Genomic DNA, 23,300 nt, shown 5'->3' on the forward strand with positions numbered 1-23,300 from the left:
GCCTCAACGCAGCTGCTGCCCCGATTAGGAAACTGGTGAAAAAGTCAGATGGCTACTGTGGATGGGCAATACCAGGAGCGAGTTTCAAGTCCAGCTGCCACCGGGGGCGCAGGCGTCTACTTCGAGCAGCATGTTGAGGCGTATTGGCTGGCCCAAATGCTCGTACGCAGCATCCCGCCGATATTGACTGACAGGGGCGTTGGAGAAGTTCATTTCCAGACAGAGCATCTCGGCTTCAATACAGATGACTTCCTCGTCGTCTGCGAGCAGGCAGGCGCAGCACCAGCAAAACTTGTAGGGCAAGTGAAGCGCAGCCTCACAATCAGTGCTGCCGACGATGAGTGCAAGAAAGCTGTTGGTGATTTCTGGAAAGACTTCAAGAAAGCTGACCCTTTCAATCCCCAGCACGACCGATTTGTACTTGTCACGCAGCGTGGCACGAACACCCTTCTCGAAAATTTCGCAGGGCTGCTCGACTGCGCCAGAGGCGCATCCGATGGCGAAGAGTTCGAGAGGCGACTATCTCTTGACGGCTTCATCTCCAAGAAATCCATCACGCAGTGCAGCGAACTCTGCAAAATCGTAGGCGAACTGGAAGGGAGGGGCATCACTGCCAGAGATATTTGGCCCTTTCTTTGCGTGTTACACGTCCTGAGTCTAGACCTACACACTTCCACCCGGCAGACCGAAGCACATATCAAGACGCTGCTTGCTCTCAAGTCTACCGCCCCAGATCCACTCGCCAGCGCATCGGCAGACTGGAACACACTCCTGGCTTTGACCAGTGACGCCAATCCAGGCGCTCGAAAACTGAAACGCACCGACCTTCCAGACGCTCTTGTCCAGTCATACAGCGAGGTAGGGACGCATGAGAAGCGTGTACTAACGGCCTTGCGAAACCATACGGATTTTGTCCTGCGGAAGATCCGCAAAACGATTGGGCCGACTTTACACCTGCAGCGTGCCGGGATTATCCAGAAAGTTTTTGAAGCCATCGAAGCGAAGCAAGTTGTCCTGATCACAGGGCCAGCGGGTAGTGGCAAGTCGGTCATTGGCAAGGAAGCGGTGTCTTTTCTTGCCCGCGAATTCTTCGCCTTTGGCTTCCGGGTTGAGGAGTTCGCCGTAGCCCATATTGATGAAACACTGCACAACAGTCAGATTCCTGCACGTGCCACGGAGCTACAAGCCATTATCGGTGCGCAGGACCGCAAGGTACTCGTCATCGAGAGCGTCGAACGCCTGCTCGAAAAACCCACACGCGATGCGTTCAGCGATCTGATGACGCTTGCTCAGGGTGACGACGGCCTGGGCATCATCATGACCTGTCGCGGCTACTCCGTAGCGCAGGTTCAGGCAAGCTTTCTTCTACCTGCAGGAATTGATCACGCTGTCATCGAAGTGCCACCACTAGACGACTCCGAGCTAGAAGAGATCCAGACGACGTTTCCGTCACTGACGATCCCACTGGGCAATCCAGCTCTGCGCAAGATCCTGCGCAATCCGTACTTTATCGACAAAGCACTCCACATACACTGGGATGCGGGACGCCCACTTCCCGAGAGCGAGCGAGAGTTCCGGTCTGTCTTTTGGCGGCAGATCGTGTGTAAGGATGACAGCCCCGCCAACGGCATGCCGCGTCTACGCGAAGAGGCCTTGCAAGAGCTGGCTGTACGCAGGGCACGGGCCCTTTCAGATCATGTGCCTGCTTCTGGACTCGACCCTGTCGCCATCGCTCTGCTGAAACAGGATTCCCTCGTTGTGTCGCCAGACGGCAAACCTCTGCTGGTTGCAATAGCACACGACGTGCTTGAAGACTGGGCGATCCTCCAATGGATCGAGGAGCAGCACCTCACAGATGAAACAGCATTCAAGGCGCTGTCCTCCGCGATTGGTCCGCATCCCGCACTGCGTCGCTCTTACCGGAAGTGGGTTGCCGAACTGGTCGACCGCGATGCACTCACTGCAGACCGGATCTTCCGAGCGGCCATTTCGCAAGCCGATGTGCCCGCTCAATTTCGCGACGACACACTGGTTTCGCTGCTGAAGGCACCTTCTGCACCCGAATTCCTGGCCCGACACGAGGCTGACTTGCTCGCCAATGATCGAGCCATTCTCAGACGGGTGATCCACCTCCTGCGCGTTGCCTGCATGACATCGCCAGCCTGGCTTGCCGACGTGCGCGGTCACAGCTCAACTCTGAGCGAGCCGGATGGCCCGGTCTGGGCGACCGTTACAGGGCTGGTTCATCGCAACATTGGCAGTTTTGGTCCGGAAGACTCTCCACTGCTTCTTGCATTGATCGAGGATGCCGTACGCGGCGTGAGTTGGTGGGCACCGGATATCGAGGGAGCCGAAGACATCGCCGGGATTGCTCATTGGCTCCTCCCACGCGTTGACAGCTTCAGAAGGGGCGATGCACGTAAACGCGTACTCAAGGTCATTGCCAAGATCCCGAAAGCCGCCTCCCAGCGATTCGAAAACGTTCTGCGCGGGCAGGTCAAGGAAGGATACCGCCGTGACCCCATCGCTGAAGAATTCCGCCAAATCATTCTTACTGGTCTCGACGGCGCGCATGCAGCCCGAGACCTGCCGGATCTGTTGACTTCCATCGCACAGGTTACTTTCCTCGCTTCCGAGGAGTCTCTGCGCGAAGAGCCCTTCAGCCACTCATCCCTAGACATCGGCCTTTACTTTGGCATCAAGGAATATCTGCACCATGATTACTTCCCTGCCAGTGCCTTTCGGGGACCGTGGATCAACCTGCTCACGCGCCACCCAGATAAAGGCCTCGATTTCCTGATCCAAGTCGTCAACCACAGCACAGGCTGGTATGCGCATCCTCGTCTCCACGATCCGCTCGAGCCCGCTTGGGAAGTTGCGCTGACGTTCACAGATGGGCTGGTGCGGAAACAATGGGTGAACCCACGTCTCTGGGATATATATCGTGGCTTGGGCGTCAGCCCCTATGTGCTTCAGTCTCTACTGATGGCCCTGGAGAAATGGCTGCTCGGCTACGCAAAACCCCATCCCGAAGGGCTGGATGCGGTGTTGCTCGAGATCCTGCAGCGCAGCGATTCGGCCTCGCTCGCAGCCGTCGTTGCAAGCGTGGCGACAGCTCATCCCCACCAATCCGGAGAGGCCCTTCTGGTGCTGCTTTCAGTAAAGGACTACATCCTTATCGACCGCAGCCGCATGGCCAGCGAGCACCAGACATCGATGATTGCGGGAATGTTCCCCACCCTGAACGCCAAGCACAAAATCTACGAAGAGGAGAGGAAGCAGTCGAACGAACTACCGCATCGTCAACATGACCTCGAAGTAGCTATCGCAAACCTGCAATTCGGCCCTCTTGCCCCACGGGTTCACGTGATCATCGACAAGCACCTGGCTGAACTGCCCGCATCGGACAAGCGCAATGAGGATGACCTCATATGGCAACTTGCCCTTCATCGGATGGACTTGCGTCAATATGTCGTAGCCGAAGCCCAACCAGCATTGAGCACGACATCCACAGTGGACGGCGAAGAGCCAACGAAAAACTACATCAGCCTGGAGCCCAGGCCAGCGGCTCCGGAAGTGCAGCAATTCATTGAGGAGAGTGCAAAAGGGACGGAAGAAACGAATGCCAGGCTGGGCATCTACAACTGGGGGCTCCAGATCTTTAAGTACAAGCCAGATTCTGCTGACCCTGCTCAATGGAGGGAAAAACTGTCAGGTGCGCAGGAGATGGACCGTACGGCTGAGCATCCGGACAGCAGCCGAAACGCCCCCGGCTTTATCGCCGCAGTCTGTGTCCGCGATCACTGGGAAGAGATGTCACCGCAAGAGCAGGACTGGTGCATTGATGTCATCTGCTCGGAAATCTCTAGGCACGCGGACGCATGGGAAACTATAAACCGCATGCAACGGTTCTCGATGCTCGCAGATCGTCCGTGCGCTTCTGTGGTACCGCTGCTTCTATCCAAGCCCCTGTCCCAAAGCCAAACACCACGGGTGAAACTGGCCTTTATCACTGCACTAACCCACCCGATTGACGAAGTCCGCTGGTATGCCACCAGGGGCATTGACGACCAGTTCTGGACAGCAAATCCAGCTCTTGCCCTCCGCGCTGTCAATGCCGTTGCTACAGAGGCGGCTATTTCTGATTGTGATTGGACCGCCGAAGAGAAAAAGCGTTACCACAAGCGGAAACCGTTGGAAGCAATCGTCGCTGCCGCTGCCTCAGAGGTTCGCGAGAGTTTCTGGACTGACGGAGTCATTACCGAAGATTCGCACATCCGGCTCGACATCACCGAGGCATTCGGTGCCGAGGCATTCGCAAAAGTCCTCGTGATTCTCGGCCAGGCCCCCAACGAACCTCTTGCTGTGGCTGCGTACAGGCGCGCTAGTGAATACTTGGTCGACTGCTGGAACCGCGAGTACGACCGCTCTCACAGTGGGCGTGACCGAAACTTCGAAAGTGAACTGGCTATATCCGACTGCATACAAGAATTTGTCATGCGTGTGGCAGATGTCGATGCCAGAAAGGTCCTGCAGCCTATCCTGGATGCCACTGACAGGCATCCACGCGAGATCCATAGCGTCATCCAAGGATTGACCAGCAGCGAGGATCGCAGCTCCCACACCAAGCAGTACTGGTTTTTGTGGAACCTGTTTGCCGAGAGGATCAAGCACGCCAAGTGGCTTGCCCATCTGGATGGAGAGCACCCATACGGCAGTGAGGTACTCTCGATGATCTTCCTGACCGCGTTTTGGAAGGACGATGTCCGGCACTGGCGTAGCCTGGAAGGCTACGCCCATAACGTCGACTTGCTGTTCAATGCTTTGCCGCCGGTCTCGATCGTGCTGGACAGCTACGCCCGTTTTCTCTACCACATCGGCGAGCGCTCCATGCCAGCAGCTTTTGTACACATCGCAAATGCGCTCAGACGGGGAAATAACGCCGATATGCTGCGCGAGTCCAACACCGTTTTCATACTCGAAAACCTGCTCCAGCGGCATGTCTACTCACGTCCGCTGGAACTCAAGCGCGATCTCACCCTTCGCGAGGCGATTCTGTATGTGCTCGACGCGCTTGTCGAAAACGGATCTTCCGCAGCGTTCAGAATGAGGGACGACTTTGTGACACCGGCTGCCTGACGCTCTCTATCTTTTGCCAAGGAAATACCTGAAAGGTGAATAGCCGCGCATTTCCTAGATAACCGATGACTGCTTTTGGCCGGTTAGCGACCATTGCTCTGGCTAACCATCCTTGTCCTCCCACACGTGGAGGATTTGCCATGAATATCATCGCAACCTGCAGAGGCCAGCCCTGGAACAAAGGAAAATTGGTCGGGCAGAAAACCCCGCTCCGACTGAGAGATATCTGGGCCATCCGAGTAAGGCTTCAAATCGCAGAAAGAACCCGTGATCTGGCCCTCTTCGATCTAGCCATCGACAGCAAGCTTCGAGCCTGCGACTTAACCAAGCTGCGTGTGCGAGACGTTGCCCATGGCGAACACGTGTCATCACGAGCCATGGTGATGCAGCAGAAAACGCAGCGGCCAGTGCAGTTCGAGATCACTGAGCAAACACGGTCTGCTCTCGCGGCCTGGATACATCAAGCACAGCTCCGTAGCGAGGACTGCCTTTTTCCGAGCCGCCTACATACCTCAGACCATCTATCCACTCGTCAATACGCTCGTATCGTCAAAGGCTGGGTGAAAGCCATTGGCCTTGATCCGGCCATGTATGGCACTCACACAATGAGACGCACGAAGGCATCACTGATCTATCGCAGAACGAAGAACCTGAGGGCGGTTCAGCTGCTGCTCGGCCATACGAAGCTGGAGAGCACCGTTCGATATCTTGGGATTGAGGTCGATGACGCCTTGGAAATGGCGGAGCAGACCGAGGTTTGACCATGTATAGCGACGGTCGGTGTCAGGCCGTCGCTAACCGGCCACAAGCGGACAGTTATACACGGCTAGCAGCCCTTCCTGGAGGCTCAACGCGTCTACAGAAACAGGGGCGATTCAGTTCAAGCGTCGGGGTATTCAGTGAATGGGCCCGATCACCCAAGACGAAGGTGGCTCACAACTCAGCTGTTACGCAGTAGGAGGCGGGTGCTCACCAACCCCTTTTCCGCCCGCTCCAACCCCGCTTCCTCGACCCGCACGCCCTGCTCCTCCAGGCTGATCAGCCAGCGCAGCAGACGTGCGAAGTCGGTGGGCTGCAGGCTGACCTGCAGGCCGCCATCGCCCTGGTTGTCCAGGCGCTCGATGTTCAGGCCCTGGCCAGCAGCGCTGCCGGTGATCAGACCCTGCAGCGCGGCGGGATCGATACTGATCTGCAGCTTGCCCTGCAGTACCCGCACCTGCGGCGCGTGCTCCTGCAGATAACGCATTGACCGGCCCGATCGTTGAAACAATCCCTTTCGCCGACAAAGAAGGAGGCACCGCCGTGGGCACACCTCAAGACCGCTATGCCATCTACGTGGAACAGGCAAAATACCTGGGCTGGGAAATCAAGACCTTCGAGGAATGGTTAAACTCCTAGCTTCCTGGCATCCGACCAAGCCCGCTCTGAGCGGGCCGAGTCATTGCCGGGTGCGGCACCAGCACCAGCAACATCACTCTGACGAAAGGCCTGTACATGACACACAAGCAAGTAACCGTTCCCGCCGAAGACATCGACAACCTGCTGGGTGCGATCGAGGACAAGCTCCACAAGATCGGCAAAACCTACCGGGCCAACGGTAAGAGCTGGCACGACGATCTGGCCATTACCGGCCTGCGCAAGGTCGCGGCACAGCTGGGCACCGACTTCGAAATCCTGTCTTCCAACGAGCCGGATGGCTTCATCATCACGCGTGTCCCGCATACTGCGGCCGAGTAATGCGCCAGCAGCTGCTTCAGGCCGCTGAGGCAGCTGCACATCTCACCCTGGGCCCCAGTTCCGCGTCCGGAGCGGACCCACAAACCCACCCCCAAGATTTCAAACCAGGTGAACCGCCGTGAAGTTCGAAGAGCTGTGGGAACTGGCGTTCTGGGACGGCGTTTCGCCGGCCAAAGAGGCCGCACGGTTCATCTACGACAAGCTGGCAGCACCTGATGCACGCCAACCGGCGCCGGCGCAGGAAGAGGGCCACCATGCGTGCCCAAGTCGACCGCACGCGGTTGAGCCGGTACCGCAGTCCATCATTGACCAGTTCCCGCCGCTGCCTGAGTACGTCGCCAGCTGGCAGGCCATCTACATGGAGCCTGTGGTGGGTTCCGGCGAACGCCTGGCTGTCGCCGTGATCGCCTTCGCCGCCGACGGCTGCGAGGTGCTGGTTTGAATAGGCCCCGAATTTCTAGACTCCTGCGCACCTAAACGCTGGAGACTGATCCACTACAAATCAGTCCGCTATTGGCCGTTCTTTGCGGTCATGAATTTGTTCCTATTGGTCAAGTGAGAGGCAACCAGTAGTCACTAGCAAGGCAATTGACTGGGCATGTGGGTGCAATTGCGCAAATGAGAAAGCCGGACGCTGGTGACCAGCCTTGGGGTTTGTTGGATGGGCTACGGTTGCATTTTTTTGTGACGAGCCTCTCAAAATCTATCCAGGGTTGAGCTCTGTCGTACGCGAGGCTTCTCGTGGCACTACGCCACCAGTAAATTGTCATAATGAATCGGATGGCCTGCCCTATGTAGACCATGTCTGTGCGAAGGAATGCAGATGTCAGACGAACCCCAAGGATCGGGCGCCCAGCCCGAGGTCGACTCGGGCCTTGCCTGCTTGGTCATGTTGGCCCGTTTCCATAACGTCGCCGCCTCGCCCGAACAACTCGCCCACGAATTCGCCGAGGATGGCCGCCCCTTTGGCCGTCCTGAACTCCTGCTTGCCGCCAAACAGCTGGGCCTAAAGGCCAAGAGCGTACGCAGCAAGCTTGAACGCCTCGCTCACGTCCCGCTGCCGGCAATCGCCACCGCCCACGATGGCCGCTTCTTTATCATCGCCCGCCTGGATGACGGCAAAGCGCTGATCCATGACCCGCAGGCGCAGCGCCCGGAAGTCCTGAGTTTCGAGGAACTGGAGCAGCGCTGGACCGGCGAGCTGCTGCTGATTCGCTCCGAGTCCTCCTTGGCCGGCGAGCTGAGCAAGTTCGACTTCACCTGGTTCATTCCGGCCATCGTCAAGTACCGCAAGCTGCTCGGCGAAGTGCTGCTGGTGTCCTTCGTGCTGCAGATCTTCGCCCTGCTCACGCCGCTGTTCTTCCAGGTGGTGATGGACAAGGTCTTAGTGCACCGCGGCCTGTCGACCCTGGACGTGATCGCCATCGGCCTGCTCGGCATCATGCTGTTCGAGACGGCCCTGAGCGGGCTGCGCAGCTATGTGTTTGCCCACACCGCCAGTCGCATCGACGTCGAGCTAGGCTCGCGGTTGTTCCGTCACCTGGTGACCCTGCCGCTGGCCTATTTTCAGGCCCGCCGGGTCGGCGATTCGGTGGCGCGGGTGCGTGAGCTGGAAAACATCCGCAGCTTTCTTACCGGCAACGCTATCACCCTGATTCTCGACGTGCTGTTCTCGGTGGTGTTCATCGCCGTGATGTTCGTCTACAGCGGCTGGCTGACGCTGGTGGTGCTGCTCTCGCTGCCGCTGTATTTCCTGATCTCCTTCCTGATCACCCCGGTGCTGAGGGCGCGCCTCAACGAGAGCTTTTCCCGCGGCGCCGAGAATCAGGCCTTTCTGGTCGAGACGGTCAACGGCATCGACACCCTCAAGGCCATGGCGGTGGAGCCGCAGATCACCCGCAAATGGGACAACCAGCTGGCCGGCTATGTGGCCGCCAGCTTCAAGACCCAGACCCTGTCGACCATCGCCAACGAAGGCGTCGGCCTGGTCGGTAAGCTGGTCACGGTGGCCACCCTGTGGCTGGGCGCACAACTGGTCATTAATGGCGACCTCTCGGTCGGCCAGTTGATCGCCTTCAACATGCTCGCCGGGCGCGTGTCGCAACCGATCATGCGCCTGGCCCAGCTGTGGACCAGTTTCCAGCAGACCGGTGTATCGGTGCAGCGCCTCGGCGACATCCTCAACACCCGTACCGAGCTGTCCCAGGCCACCCGTAGCGCCCTGCCGCCGCTCAAGGGCCAGGTCGAGTTCGACCAGGTGCATTTCCGCTACCGCCCCGACGGCTCGGAAGTGCTGCGCGGCATCAGCCTGAGCATCAAGGCGGGCGAAGTGATCGGCGTGGTCGGTCGCTCCGGCTCCGGCAAGAGCACCCTCACGCGCCTGCTGCAGCGCCTGTACACCCCGGAGCGCGGTCGCGTCCTGGTCGACGGCATGGACCTGGCCCTGGCCGATGTCTCCTCCCTTCGCCGGCAGATCGGCGTGGTGCTGCAGGACAACATGCTGTTCGCCCGCAGCATCCGCGAGAACATCGCCCTGACCGATCCCGGCGCTCCGCTCGAGTCGGTGATGCAGGCGGCCAAGATGGCCGGCGCCCATGAGTTCATCCTCGAGCTGCCGGAAGGCTACGACACCGTGGTCGGCGAGCACGGCGCCTCGCTCTCCGGCGGCCAACGCCAGCGCATCGCCATCGCCCGCGCGCTGATCGGCAACCCGCGCATCCTGATCTTCGACGAGGCCACCAGCGCACTCGACTATGAGTCCGAACGGGTCATCCAGCAGAACATGCAGGCCATCTGCCAAGGCCGCACGGTGATCATCATCGCCCACCGCCTGTCTGCAGTGCGCGATGCCAACCGCATCCTGGTCATGGACCGCGGGCAGATTGTCGAACAAGGCAGCCACAGCGAACTGCTGGCCCATCAGGCCGGGCATTACTCGCGCCTGCATCGCCTGCAGCAAGGCGGTGCCGCATGAGCGCCAAACGCGACCTGCTCAACCGCTATCGCCAAGCCTGGCGCCACTCCTGGCGGCAGCGCCAGAACATGGGTGCGCCACCCCGGCTGAGCCATGAAGTGCAGTTCCTGCCCGCCGCCCTGGCCCTGCAGGAACAACCGGTGCACCCGGCGCCACGCTACATCCAGTGGACCATCATGGGTTTTGCTGCCTTGGCTTTGCTCTGGGCCTGCGTCGGCGAGATCGACGTGGTGGCCACGGCCTCCGGCAAGATCGTGCCCAACGGCAAGACCAAGATCATCCAGCCCAGCGAAGTGGCCGTGGTCAAGGCCATCCACGTCTACGACGGCCAGCAGGTCAAGGCAGGCGAACTGCTGGTCGAGCTGGATGCGCAGATCACCGGCGCCGATGTCGAGCGCCTGAAGAACGACCTCCTCGCCGCCCAGGTCGACAGTGCCCGCGCCCGCGCCTTGCTCGACGCCATCCAGCACAACCGCGCCCCGGCCTCGCTGATCGAACAGATCCCTCATGCCTCGCCGCAGCAACAGCAGGCCGCACAAACCTGGCTGCAAGGTCAGTACCTGGAACTGCGCAGCACCCTCGAACAGAGCGATGCCGAGATCGCGCAACGGCTGGCGGAAATCCAGGCGGCGCAGGCCTGGGTCAGCACGCTGCAAGAGTCCCTGCCGATCACCCGGCAACTGGTCGCCGACTACAAGCGCCTGCTGGACAAGGCCATCGTCGGCAAGCACGCCTATTTGGAAAAGGAGCAACTGCGCCTCGATCAGGAACGCGAGCTGGCCATGCAGCAGGCCAAGGTGCTGGAGCTGAAAGCCGCCAAGCTGGAGGCCGAGAGCCGTCGGCAGAGCGTGCTGGCCCAGACCCGGCGGGCCATGCTCGATCTGCAACACGAGTCCGAGCAGCGCGCCGCCGCTCTGGCCCAGGAGCTGAAAAAAGCCGAGCAGCGCAACCGCCTGATGCAGCTCACCGCCCCGGTGGCCGGCACCGTGCAGCAACTGGCCATCCACACCAACGGCGGTGTGGTCACCGAGGCCCAGCCACTGATGGTCATCGTGCCGACGGACCAGCCGGTGGAAGTGGAGGCCATGCTGGAGAACAAGGACATCGGCTTCGTCCGCCCCGGCCAGGAAGTGGAGATCAAGGTCGAGACCTTCACCTTCACCAAGTACGGCGTGGTGCACGGCACCGTGGTCAGCATCTCCAACGACGCCATCGAGGACGAGAAGCTCGGCCTGGTGTACAGCGCCCGCATCCAGCTCAAGGAAAACAGCATCCAGGTCGGCGAGAACAGGATTGAACTGTCGCCAGGCATGGCGGTGCGCGCGGAAGTGAAAACGAATAAGCGCAAGGTGATCGACTACTTCCTGAGCCCGCTCAAGGAGTACCAGGATGAGAGTTTGAGCGAACGCTAGCGGTACAGATGCCAAGGAGAGCGCATCCGATGAAAGTGCTGTTCATCCACCAGAACTTCCCCGGCCAGTTTCGCCATATAGCGGCGCACCTGGCCAAGCAGCCTGACTATCAGGTGCTAGCCATCGGGCGAGATACGGCGCCTGGCTTACCTGGTGTCAAGCTACTGCGCTACAAGCCGCATCGAGCGGCGAGTCAGCACACTCACCCTTATGCGCGTACCTTTGAAGATGCAGTACTGCATGGGCAACAGGTACTTCGCCTGTTGCTGGATCTAAAGGCCAAAGGCTACCGCCCGGACGTAATCGTCGCCCACCCCGGCTGGGGTGAAACGCTCTATGCCAAGGATGCATTCCCCAACGCCCGGCTAATCCATTTCTGCGAGTACTACTACCACGCCCACGGCGCGGATCTGGGTTTCGATCCGGAGTTCCCGCCGACCATGGACGACTACGCACGTGTACGCAGCCGCAACGCCCTGCACCTGCTCAACTTGGAAAACTGCGACCAAGGCATTACCCCGACCCACTGGCAGCACAGCCTGCACCCCGAGGCTTACCGGGACAAGATCCAGGTCATCCACGAAGGCATCGACACCGACCTGCTTGGGCCCGATCCGAATGCCACGCTGACATTGCCCAATGGCCGGGTACTGAAGGCAGGCGAGCCGATCATCACCTACGTGGCGCGCAACATGGAGCCGTATAGGGGCTTTCACACCTTTATGCGCGCACTACCGCAAGTGCTGAAAGAGCACCCGACTTGCCAGGTGGTGATTGTCGGTGGCGACGGGGTGAGCTATGGCAGCAAACCGAATGATGCGCCGAACTGGCGAATCAAGATGCTGCGGGAAAACCCGGTAGATCTAGAGCGGGTGCACTTTCTCGGAAAAGTGCCTTACGACACGTACCGCAAGGTGCTGCAAGTGTCGGCGGTGCATGTCTATCTGACTTATCCCTTTGTGCTGTCGTGGTCGCTGTTAGAGGCGATGGCGAGCGGGTGTCTGGTACTTGGTTCGGATACTGCGCCGGTGCGGGAAGTAATAGCGCATGGCGAAAACGGGTTGTTGGTGGACTTCTTCGATAGGCAGATGCTGATAGCTCGAGTTTTAGAGGTGCTAAATAACTCCTATAAGGGTGTCGAGTTGCAGGAAAATGCGGTGCGCAGCGCTCAAGGCTACGGAAATGACTTGGGCGTGCGGAGCTATAAAAGAAGGCTCAACCGAATCTCGGAAAATAACAGGGCGAATATGCTTGAAGTGTAGATTCCGAAAGCCATGGCTTTGTCTGATTTATTGGAAGTGGTCTTTATGCGGCACACGCTGTTTGTTGATTGTGTAATGTCGAACAGTTTTGAGAGGGTTATAAAAATGTGGAGATTTCATCCGGCTCGCGTTTTTTTGCTGTTTTGTTGTTTTGTCTTGAGTTGCGCTGGCGGCGTTGCCAATGCTGCGATATGCGATGGAAACATCCCTTCAATCCAAGTCATAGATGAAATTAGAGGGGGGGTGGTAACATCTATTGAGGAAGTTTCTGATCCGGGTTTTCGGCACTTTGTTAGCATTGTGTCATCAAGTGTTAACCGCTTGCTACAGGAGGGGGGTGGTTGTGCCGCAAAAGATGATGGTGGCTCCATTCTTATCTTTGTAAGAACTCCTCTCGTTCAAAATCGCCCAGCTGTGGCCTTGCCAAATATTTTTAATGGTCCAAATTTTAAGGGGTGTCGCTTATATAGTCCGTGGGTAAGCTTAGAGTTTTACAATTCGCCCCGGCCGAAGGTTCGTGGTGTTATTCGCTGGGATCAGCATCAACTTCTTATTGATCAAGCCGTGATGGCCGGAGTTATGCCGAAGGCTAATGAGAAAGCCAATGTAATAAGTGGTGATGATTTTAGAAGGTATGCAAAGTTATATGTTGACGCTGAATTCCATCGTAAGCCCAATGCTCTCCCACTTAGCTTACTGATGCCCCCGGAAATATTATGGTTATTTCGGAGTTCCTGGCAGTCCACGCGTGGCCCTTTTTCATCTAGCGCCATGAGAGCTATGGATAATTTAGTGTCGCGCTCAACTGAAGGATATGCCGACCTTTTAATTGGTTTAGTTGAGCGCTGCTCTTCTTTTGGTCAAGGTGATGTGCGATATAAAAGTATTGTTGAGCTAAAAGGCATAGCTCCGCTAGATAAGTACAGGGTAGATGTATTGCGTTAACAGTCATAATCAATATAGGAGGTGCAGGGATGAGCTTTTCCAATGTCGAGAGTAAAGTAGTTATAAGCGGTTTCTCTCCGGATGAGAGTGCCGCAATATTGGCGGCAATACGTACTATTTATGAAGACTCTCCTACGGCGAGAGGTATTGTTGATGACTGGCTTGGCAGGTATAGCGACAATATTGAGGTGATGTTTTCGGAGGGCGAGTTTAGAGCGGAGCCTGACTTTGGTGAGCTTTATCTGGATTTGGAGCAGATCGCCAATGCGTGTTTTATTGACGACAATGGAACGGCTGTAAAAGATACTCTCGTTACCGCTATTGCGCACGAGCTTGTGCATGCACTGACTGGGTGGCTTGATTTGCCTACTTCCACCGACTACAAAGGGGAGACAGTGCCAATTGCTAATATCATCTATACAGAGTTATGCCTGGGGGCTCAGCAGAATTCATATATTTCCTATGATTATGACGGCAGTATTTTGTCGTTAGGTTTTGAATACACTGGGGGTGCGGCAATTGATCGCTCCGTGATTGTTGATCTTGATAATATTGATTGGGACTCGTCCCCGGCCGGAGACTCCATAGATCTCTTAATTGGTGACACTCGTCAAAATTCTCTCAGCGCTGGCGAGGGTAATGATTATATATATGGTAATGGTGGTAACGACACTCTAGATGGCGGTGTCGGCACAGATAAAATGTATGGCGGTGAAGATGATGATACCTACATTGTCGACAACGAGTCGGATACCGTCCATGAGTTGGCTGGGCAGGGCAAAGACACGGTAGAAAGCAGTGTAACTTTCACCTTGGGCGAAGATGTGGAAAACCTCACCCTTTTCGGGAACGAGGCAATCGATGGTACGGGCAACTCTCTTGCTAACGAGATCACTGGTAATTCGGGCAACAATCGCCTGACGGGTGGTGACGATAGTGACACTTTAGCCGGTGCTGGTGGCGACGATATCCTGCATGGTGATGTTGGCAATGATTTTCTTGATGGCGGCGCTAATAATGATGAGCTTGATGGTGGCCAAGGGGTAGATACTCTTATTGGTAGTGAGGGGCAAGATACCCTCAGTGGTGGTGAAGGTAACGATCGCTACGAGTTCCATAGTGGTGATGGTTCCGACAAAATTATCGATAGTGATGGGCAAGGCAGTATCTGGGTGGATGGCGTTCGACTCGGTGGCGGTAAGGAAGTACTTTCGGGAGCGGGGATTTGGAAAAGTGCGGACGAAAAATTCACGTACTATTCAGTAAGCGAGTCAGATGGCTCCGTGAGCTTGTTTATTAAGCACGGCAGCGATTTGATTTCTGTTAAAAATTACCAGCGTGGCGCACTGGGCCTTGTGTTTACAGCGGCCGATGCTGTCGTGTCTTCGATTGATACCACATTCACTAAAGTCGGTGATTTAAAGCCAATTGACTTCGATCCTATTACATTGGGAATTCAGGCAGAATACGACGCTCTTCGTAATGTTCTTGTTCAGGAGGGGGTCGTTGAGGATGTTCCAGATGCGCTCTATGGGACAGGTGGAAACGATTTAATTAAAGGTCTAAATGAGCATGACCACCTATATGGCGAGGCGGGTGAGGACCATCTGCAAGGTGGTTCAGGCATGGACACGCTATTTGGTGGTGCGGGTGCGGACTTGCTGGATGGCGGGATAGATGAAGATAGGTTAGATGGTGGTGAGGGGGCTGATACGTTAATTGGCGGCAACGGTAAAGGAGGATACTGGGGGCCCAATGGGGGGGAGGACGTGCTCATTGGTGGGGGCGGCGATGATCAGCTCTATGCAAATGCTGTCATCAGCATAGAAGAAATAAAATCACAGGAAGGCGGTACTGCTAGCCGAGGAGACTGGCTTAGCGGTGGTTTAGGGAATGATTTGTTGGTTGGGTATATTGGCAACGATGTACTCTTCGGCGGGGATGGGCAAGACACATTGTGGGGTGGTGCGGGAGATGATGTCCTGGAGGGTGACAATAACTTTGTGCCCAATGCATTGCTCTGGGATGTAAGGCAATACGGCAATATGTTCGATCGTATTTGGTCACCGATTACGATACTAGATTCGGATGCTCCTGGCGGGAATGATTTTATTTTTGGGGGCGCAGGCAATGACTGGATTGCTGGACACTTTGGTAACGACTGGATATTTGGGGAGAGTGGTCAAGATACACTCGGCGGCACTGATGGTGACGATTACCTATTTGGTGGAGGCGAGGATGATTACCTAACAGGTGATTATGGAAAATCAATATACGACTTTGGTTCAACAGTTGTTGTGCAAGGTAATGATTACCTAGACGGTGGAGCAGGTAATGATTGGTTGCAGGGTGAAGGTGGTAGAGACGAGTTATTAGGCGGTAATGGTAACGACATTTTACATGGCGATGCCACTTACCTAATCGGGACTGAGCAATCTGATGACCGGCTTGATGGTGGGGCCGGTAATGACACCTTTTATGGTGGCGGTGGTAATGATTTTGTAGATGGTGGTGATGACCACGATCTGCTGTTCGGAGATTATGTCGAGGCGGATCTAGCGGGCCAATTTCACGGCAAAGATACACTGATAGGCGGTTTAGGCCGGGATACTATCTATGGTGCAGGTGGCAATGATGAGCTTCATGGTGGTGGTGATGCCGATGAATTGGGCGGTGATCTTCCGGTAGCCTACTTATCCGTCGCTTACCATGGTGCTGATCGTCTATATGGTGATGCAGGTAACGATACTCTTTGGGGCGGTGGTGGCAGTGACACTCTTGATGGTGGCGCCGATGATGATCAGCTGGTTGGTGATTCATCCGATCTACTTGAGGTAGATCACGGCAACGATGTATTACTTGGTGGCGCCGGTCAGGACACACTTTGGGGCGGCGGAGGTAACGACACCCTTGAAGGTGGTATAGGTGATGACATGTTAACCGGAGATGCCGGTTCAGATGTCTATCGATTCAGTCGTGGATGGGGGCAAGATACGATTGAAAACTACAATAGCAGTGCTGGTGATATAGATTTAATTGAGTTTACGGGCATCCTCTCAAGCCAAATTGAGATCGTTCGCTATGGCTATAGCTTATTGCTGACGCTCAAAGGTACAACAGACATCGTCACTGTCAGTGACTACTTCATGAACGAAGCGGCAAGTAACTATTCTCTCCAAATCCGTTTCGCGGACGGCGAAATGTGGACTGTCGATGACATAAAAGAGTTAGTGCTGCAAGGAACCGATAATAACGATTTTCTAACGGGCTACTCAAGCAATGATGTTCTTGCAGGTGGCCTCGGGAACGATGTGTTATCTGGGTTAGATGGTAATGACAATATTAGTGGCGGCTCCGGAAACGACACTCTCAAAGGTCAGATTGGTGACGATCTGTTGGAGGGAGGCATAGGTAATGATCTGCTTTCCGGTGGTTCGGGTTCAGATACCTACCGCTTTAGTCGTGGCTGGGGTCAAGACACCCTAGATAATTATGACAGCAGTACAAATAAGCTCGATAAAATCGAGTTTTCGGCCGACATTTCTTCGAGTGATATCAGGATTGCTCGTGCCAGTAATGGTGCGGATCTACTTCTTACGCTTAATGGCGCGAGCGACATAATCACTATTAAAAATTACTTCGTTTCCTATGCGGTGGAAGAAATTCGCTTCGCTAATGGCGCTGTTTGGACAGAAGAAGATGTTCGGGCTTCGTTATTTACGTCCACGGATGGTGCAGACACCATCAATGGGACCGATCTAGACGACTTAATCAAAGGTGGCTTGGGTAACGACGTTATCTATGGTTTGGAGGACTATGACCGCTTGTTTGGTGGTGCGGGTAATGATCGCCTGGAGGGTGGGGATAGTAACGACTTTCTTTCTGGAGAGGCTGGCAACGACACATTAATCGGTGATGACGGTAATGACACCCTTGATGGTGGAGATGGAAGCGACTTGCTAATGGGGTACGCCGGCTCTGATGTGTACCGTTTTAGTCGTGGCTGGGGGCAAGATCGTGTTTCTAACTATGACACAAGTACTGGTAAGACTGACGCGATAGAGTTTGCAGCAGGCATTGCTGCGGGGGATATATTAGTCTCGAGCTGGGATAATGACTTAATTTTGTCGCTCAAGGACTCGACGGACAAAGTCACGGTCACCAATTACTTCCTTGATGATGGCACTGGTGTGTGGGCGCTGGAGGAAGTTCGCTTTGCCGATGGAACAACATGGAACTTTGCTCAAGTTAAAGCGATGTCTTTGCTTGCCTCTGCGGGCAACGATGCTCTAACCGGCTACGTGTCAGCCGATGTGATCGATGGCGGTCACGGTGATGACTTCCTATGGGGACAGGCCGGTGATGATCAGCTCTTGGGTGGTGCAGGTAGCGATCAACTATATGGCGGCAGCGGCAACGATACCTTAGACGGTGGTGTTGGTGACGACAGATTGGATGGTGGTGAAGGAAATGACGTTTATCTATTTGGCCGAAATTCAGGCCAAGACATCATTTCGAGCTCGGACTATGGCGTTGGAAAGCATGATGTCATTAAGCTCGACGATAGCATTTCACCAAGCGATATCCTGATCGCTCAACAGGGTAACAATTTAATACTCCTTGTTCGCGGAACCAATGATCGTCTGACCATTGAGAACTACTTTCTAGAAGGAGCAGGTGGTCGCATCGAAGCAATCAATTTCGATGATGGCACTGTTTGGGACTACACCATCGTTAGCGAGCTGCCACGTTTGTCGGCGATTTTTGGGGGGGCAGGAACTCAAAATTTGACAGGAGGTATTGCTGATGAAATGTTGGATGGTGGTTCAGGCGATGATCAGTTAAATGGTGGTGGTGGTAATGACGTTCTATCGGGTGGCGATGGGGTCGATGGACTTTATGGCGGCGATGGCGACGACACCCTGAGTGGCGGGGCTGGGTATGACTACCTAGATGGTGGCGCAGGAAACGACACCTACTTCTGGGGGCGCGGTCAGGGCAGCGACTCCATATCCAATCGAGATTTAACTTTCGGCAAAAATGACATTATCAAATTGTCATCTGATATCGCGCCGAGCGACATCTTGGTTACCTGCCAAAACCATGTTCTTTACTTGACTATCCTTGATAGCGGTGAGCAGCTAAGAGTCAATTATTATTTCTCGTTTGAGTCGGATGATGAAGGAAACTACACACGTACACCTAGCGTCGATGAGATTCACTTTGCCGATGGTACGATATGGAATTTCGAAGATGTGCGCTCTCGGGTTGTGGCAACCAGTGGCGACGATAACCTTCTAGGTTCTGAAGCCGATAATATTCTTACTGGTTTAGAAGGCAACGATGCCCTCAGCGGTCAGGGTGGTAATGACACCTTGGATGGTGGGGCGGGTGATGATTATTTGGAAGGTGGGACTGGGAACGATGTCTTTTTGTTCGGCCGTGGTTCGGGTAATGACTACATTAATGCCACTTCGCATGTTGATGGGGCGCATGGATGGGAAGATAGCGTCCGTTTTTCCCCAGAAATTAACACTGCGGATATTGAGGTTCGGCGCTCTTGGTATGACCTCATCTTAACCATCCGTGATACGGGTGAGCAGCTGCAGATCTCTGGGTATTTTCAGGTTGATGAAAATGGCTTCCACCCGGAAGCCGTGGGCGTCCAGTTTGCCGATGGAACTCAGTGGGACTTTGATACGGTTCTTTCCAAAGTAGGGGCTACTTCCGGCGACGACTTTTTGTCAGGCTCGGGCACTGATGAGCTAATCCAAGGGTTGGCTGGTGACGACTACCTTTTCGGCGAGGGTGGGAACGACACCTTAGATGGCGGCGCTGGCAATGACAATCTGGATGGCGGGGCCGGTAACGACACCTATTTGTTCGGTCGCGGTGCTGGTAGCGACACCATTTCCAGTTTCGATGAGTCGGACAACAAATTTGACATTATCCGTTTGGCTGCGGATATCGCACTTTCTGATATTGAAGTCAGCCGAGAAGACCATGATTTGCTAATAACCATCCGTGACACGGGGGATCAGTTACGAGTGCATAACTACTTCCCATATGAAGGGGCAGAGGGTGTTAATTATGAAGGTGTTGAACAAATTCACCTGGGTGATGGCACTGTTCTAGATTTTGACGCTGTCGATACTTTGCTAATTTCTCCTGTTGGTACGGAAGATGATGACCTTTTGTATGGGTCTAGCCAGGCTGATTTCATACAGGGCTTAGCCGGTAACGATGAACTTTATGGTGGCGCTGGTGATGACACGCTAGATGGTGGCGCTGGAGATGACACTCTGGAAGGCGGAGCCGGTCACGATACCTATTTATTTGGCAAGGGCTCTGGGAACGATACTGTTTACTGGCGTGATGAGGTTGCTGACATCCAAACGATCCGTCTGACGGGGAGTCTTGTCGCTGCCGATTTTGCAGTAGGACGCGAGTATGGTGACTTGTTGTTGACCATCATCGAAACTGGAGAGCAACTGATTGTTGAAGGTTATTTTGATGAGGTAGATGGTCTAGGGCCAACGGGCACTTACCGGGTGCAGATATATTTCAGTAATGGCGACCTGCTGGATTTTGCTTCTGTCGAATCGGAATTGACTCCACCGCTCGCGACGGAGGGGGATGATTATCTGTATGGATTGAGCTCGAATGACATCATTCAAGCTCTCGGCGGTAAGGATGAGATTGCCGGGGGGTTAGGGAATGACACCTTGGATGGCGGGGCGGGCGATGACTATGTAGACGGTGGTGCTGGTAATGATCTGCTAATTGGTGGGGTTGGTAACGATTATCTATGGGGCGGTGCCGGGGACGATGTTCTAAACGGTGGATTTGAGAGTGATCTACTTGGCGGAGGAACAGGTAGTGACACCTATATCATCAATCATGTATGGAACCGTACCTTTGAGTACACCGAGGGCGCTGAAGGTGGGATCGATACAGTCCAGTCAGCCATCAACTGGTCGCTTGGGGGGAACTTTGAGAACCTGCTGCTAACTGGTAACTCCGCCATCAATGGTACGGGCAATGAGTTGGACAACGTTCTGACAGGCAATAGTTCTGTTAATACCCTGACTGGTAATGCTGGTAATGACTGGTTAGACGGTGGTGCAGGTAACGACAGTCTTGTCGGTGGGGTTGGGGATGACACCTATGTGGTGGACTCAACATTCGATAACGTCATTGAAAATGCGGATGAAGGGAGCGATACGATTGAGTCCGGCGTAACGCTTACCTTAGGTAGTCATATCGAAAACTTGATCTTAACTGGGGCGCTGGCTCTCAATGGCACAGGTAACTCGCTTGATAACTTTATGCGCGGCAACAGTGCAGCCAATGCCCTGACTGGTAACGTCGGCAATGACCGACTCGACGGTGGAGCAGGCAACGACAGTCTTGTCGGTGGTGTTGGCGATGACACCTATGTGGTGGACTCGACGTCCGATGTGGTGACTGAGAATGCCAATGAAGGGCTCGACACAGTTGAGTCGAGCGTCACGCTGACCCTGACGGCTAATGTGGAGAATCTAAGCCTTATCGGCTCGAGCAACCTCAACGCTGCAGGCAATACTCTGGCCAATACCTTGCGTGGAAATGCTGGTAACAACCGTTTGGATGGCGGGGCTGGGGTCGACAGTATGTTTGGAGGTGCGGGAGATGATACCTACGTGGTTGATATCGCCTCCGACACAGTGACGGAGAACGCCAACGAAGGTCTCGATACCGTCGAGTCGAACATCACCCTGACGCTGGCAAATAACATCGAGAACCTGACGTTGACCGGAACCAATGCCATTAATGGCACCGGTAATACCTTGGACAACTTGCTGGTCGGCAACAGTGCAATCAACACATTGATCGGTGGCGCCGGCAATGACCGTCTGGATGGCAAAGGTGGCGTCGACAAATACCAAGGTGGCACGGGTAACGACACCTATGTAGTTGACGGTGCGACGGAGACGGTGACGGAGAGTGCTAACGAGGGCATCGACACTGTTGAGTCGAGTGTCACCCTAACCCTGGCAAATAATCTTGAAAACCTGACGTTGACTGGAGCCAATGCGATCAACGGAACTGGCAACAGCCTCGACAATGTGTTGATCGGCAATAGTGTGATCAATACATTGGTCGGTGGCGCCGGCAATGACCGTCTTGATGGAAAAGGTGGTGTTGACAAATACCAGGGCGGTGCGGGTAACGACACCTATGTAGTCGATGGTACGACTGAGACGGTGACAGAGAATGCCAATGAAGGGATAGACACTGTCGAGTCAAGCGTCACCCTGACGCTGGGGAGTAATGTCGAGAATCTCACTCTGACTGGCACTGGAGCTCTGAATGGCACAGGCAATACACTCAACAATACTCTGATCGGTAATGCTGGGGCCAACAGTCTGACTGGCGCTGCGGGCAACGACAGATTGGACGGTCAGGGTGCGGCAGACACATTGACGGGAGGAACTGGTAACGACACCTATGTGCTGGGCCGCGGGTATGGGGCTGACACGGCGGTGGAGAACGATTCCACAGCAGGTAATACCGACATCGCCCAGTTCCTAAGCGGTATCTCAACCGACCAGCTCTGGTTCCGCAAACTGTCGAATAACCTTGAAGTGAGCGTCATTGGTACTTCCGACAAGCTGACAGTTAAGGACTGGTACCTCGGTAACGCTTATCACGTCGAGCAGTTCAAGACGGCTGATGGCAAGACCTTGTTGGATAGCCAGGTTCAGAACCTGGTTAATGCGATGGCTGCATTTGCTCCACCTGCTGCTGGGCAGACATCTCTACCGGAGAATTACCAAGCGTCACTGGCGTCGGTGATTGCTGCCAACTGGCAGTAACTGTCTGCTGAAGGAGCTCAAGGCCCTACCATATGGGCCTTGAGCTTTTTTGATGTGCTGGTTGATCACCATTCATTCGTTCCCGGTTTCGTAGATGCCTCCAAACCTCAATATCGAGCCTTCGAAAACGTCGGCTTCTGGCCGGTAGCTGCCTGTCGTCACCGGCTGCAACCGGCCGATTCTGTTGAAAAAGTCCCGTCGCGATTTTTGCCCTTGAAAGAGCGTGAGCGACGTTGAAATCTGTTTCGCTCAGAAGACAGAGCTGTATTGGTTTTTACGTAGCAACGCCGAAATCGAGCGATTCTTGAGCTGCCGAAACACTACTCTCGCAGAAACCGACTTTTTCAACAGAACCGGCCAGAAGCGGACGAACGCCCTTTCAGAGACTCAACAGAGACAGAACTGCTAGGTGACCTGGATAGAGCCAGTATCCCCATCGCCCAACAGACCATGCACGAAGAAAACTGGACTGCCGCAACAAGGCAAGGCCAAGTGGGCAGCGGCGCCAGGCATGACGAGCATCGCCAGTGTTTCCGGCGTGCCCTCAAACCGACCAGCCAAGATTACTATCCATAGGGATAGACCCCGGTTTGGCTTGAACAACATAGGTAGAAGTGAAATTAATCGTGGTCTGCCCCCGATTATGCAAGAGCAAGGTCGATGCGGTGGAGCGGCTTTCGTCGCTCCACGGTATGACCAAAAGGGCATTGGTCGGCGATTAAGGCGGCGTGATGCCCTTTTATTGAGAGGGAATTGCGGTGCGCAAGCATCAAATGCTAGGCACGCCGAGGAATGGTTAGTCCCCGACTTGGTTAGCTTGAGTTCGGTTTGGCATGGGCCGTAAATGGCATAGACAGGGCGCCTTCGGCGCTCTTTCTGTTCTTGGGCGCTGGAGACCTGAGATGATTACTTGATATTCTTTTCTGGATGGATATACAGTTCTTGCTGTGATGTCGCTATGACACCATGAAAG

10 protein-coding genes are annotated in these 23,300 nt (G+C 54.9%); 9 read left to right on the forward strand and 1 reads right to left on the reverse strand.

Features of this window, described 5'->3' with window-relative positions:
* Nucleotides 1-48 precede the first annotated feature (48 nt).
* The gene (locus tag H3H45_RS16435; protein ID WP_220494324.1) at nt 49-5,139 is read left to right on the forward strand and encodes an ATP-binding protein; all 5,091 of its coding nucleotides are present in this window, start codon (nt 49-51) and stop codon (nt 5,137-5,139) included.
* A gap of 140 nt (nt 5,140-5,279) precedes the next feature.
* A complete protein-coding gene (locus tag H3H45_RS16440) occupies nt 5,280-5,900 on the forward strand; it encodes a tyrosine-type recombinase/integrase (RefSeq protein ID WP_182834781.1) in 621 nt (206 codons plus the stop codon).
* 179 nt (nt 5,901-6,079) lie between these two features.
* On the opposite strand, the gene gspM is transcribed toward H3H45_RS16440, so the two are convergent.
* On the reverse strand, nt 6,080-6,451 hold the full coding sequence (gspM, locus tag H3H45_RS16445) for a type II secretion system protein GspM (RefSeq protein ID WP_328822397.1): 372 nt from the start codon (nt 6,449-6,451) through the stop codon (nt 6,080-6,082).
* A gap of 182 nt (nt 6,452-6,633) precedes the next feature.
* Between gspM and H3H45_RS16450 the strand changes: the two genes are divergently transcribed.
* The 7 genes from H3H45_RS16450 to H3H45_RS20355 all read left to right on the forward strand — a co-directional run bounded on the left by H3H45_RS16450 (nt 6,634) and on the right by H3H45_RS20355 (nt 22,327).
* Nucleotides 6,634-6,876, forward strand: a complete 243-nt coding sequence (locus H3H45_RS16450) for a hypothetical protein (protein WP_182834783.1) — start codon at nt 6,634-6,636, stop codon at nt 6,874-6,876.
* A gap of 118 nt (nt 6,877-6,994) precedes the next feature.
* On the forward strand, nt 6,995-7,318 hold the full coding sequence (locus tag H3H45_RS16455; RefSeq protein WP_182834784.1) for a hypothetical protein: 324 nt from the start codon (nt 6,995-6,997) through the stop codon (nt 7,316-7,318).
* 381 nt (nt 7,319-7,699) lie between these two features.
* A complete protein-coding gene (locus tag H3H45_RS16460; protein WP_182834785.1) occupies nt 7,700-9,850 on the forward strand; it encodes a type I secretion system permease/ATPase in 2,151 nt (716 codons plus the stop codon).
* Nucleotides 9,847-11,262: an HlyD family type I secretion periplasmic adaptor subunit gene (locus H3H45_RS16465; RefSeq protein ID WP_182834786.1), complete on the forward strand. Its 1,416-nt coding sequence runs from the start codon at nt 9,847-9,849 to the stop codon at nt 11,260-11,262. Before H3H45_RS16460 ends, H3H45_RS16465 begins: the two co-directional genes overlap by 4 nt.
* A gap of 29 nt (nt 11,263-11,291) precedes the next feature.
* The gene (locus H3H45_RS16470; RefSeq protein ID WP_182834787.1) at nt 11,292-12,524 is read left to right on the forward strand and encodes a glycosyltransferase family 4 protein; all 1,233 of its coding nucleotides are present in this window, start codon (nt 11,292-11,294) and stop codon (nt 12,522-12,524) included.
* A 12-nt stretch (nt 12,525-12,536) separates the two neighbouring features.
* A complete protein-coding gene (locus H3H45_RS16475) occupies nt 12,537-13,469 on the forward strand; it encodes a hypothetical protein (RefSeq protein ID WP_182834788.1) in 933 nt (310 codons plus the stop codon).
* Between the two features lie 29 nt (nt 13,470-13,498).
* Nucleotides 13,499-22,327, forward strand: a complete 8,829-nt coding sequence (locus tag H3H45_RS20355) for a calcium-binding protein (RefSeq protein ID WP_182834789.1) — start codon at nt 13,499-13,501, stop codon at nt 22,325-22,327.
* Nucleotides 22,328-23,300: the final 973 nt, after the last annotated feature.

Source organism: Aquipseudomonas guryensis, assembly GCF_014164785.1.
GTDB lineage: Bacteria > Pseudomonadota > Gammaproteobacteria > Pseudomonadales > Pseudomonadaceae > Aquipseudomonas > Aquipseudomonas guryensis.

Coding starts and splice junctions, on each gene's coding strand:
- H3H45_RS16435 (WP_220494324.1), top strand. CDS start 49: ATGGCTACTGTGGATGGGCAATACCAGGAGCGAGTTTCAAGTCCAGCT.
- H3H45_RS16440 (WP_182834781.1), top strand. CDS start 5,280: ATGAATATCATCGCAACCTGCAGAGGCCAGCCCTGGAACAAAGGAAAA.
- H3H45_RS16450 (WP_182834783.1), top strand. CDS start 6,634: ATGACACACAAGCAAGTAACCGTTCCCGCCGAAGACATCGACAACCTG.
- H3H45_RS16460 (WP_182834785.1), top strand. CDS start 7,700: ATGTCAGACGAACCCCAAGGATCGGGCGCCCAGCCCGAGGTCGACTCG.
- H3H45_RS16465 (WP_182834786.1), top strand. CDS start 9,847: ATGAGCGCCAAACGCGACCTGCTCAACCGCTATCGCCAAGCCTGGCGC.
- H3H45_RS16470 (WP_182834787.1), top strand. CDS start 11,292: ATGAAAGTGCTGTTCATCCACCAGAACTTCCCCGGCCAGTTTCGCCAT.
- H3H45_RS16475 (WP_182834788.1), top strand. CDS start 12,537: ATGGCTTTGTCTGATTTATTGGAAGTGGTCTTTATGCGGCACACGCTG.
- H3H45_RS20355 (WP_182834789.1), top strand. CDS start 13,499: ATGAGCTTTTCCAATGTCGAGAGTAAAGTAGTTATAAGCGGTTTCTCT.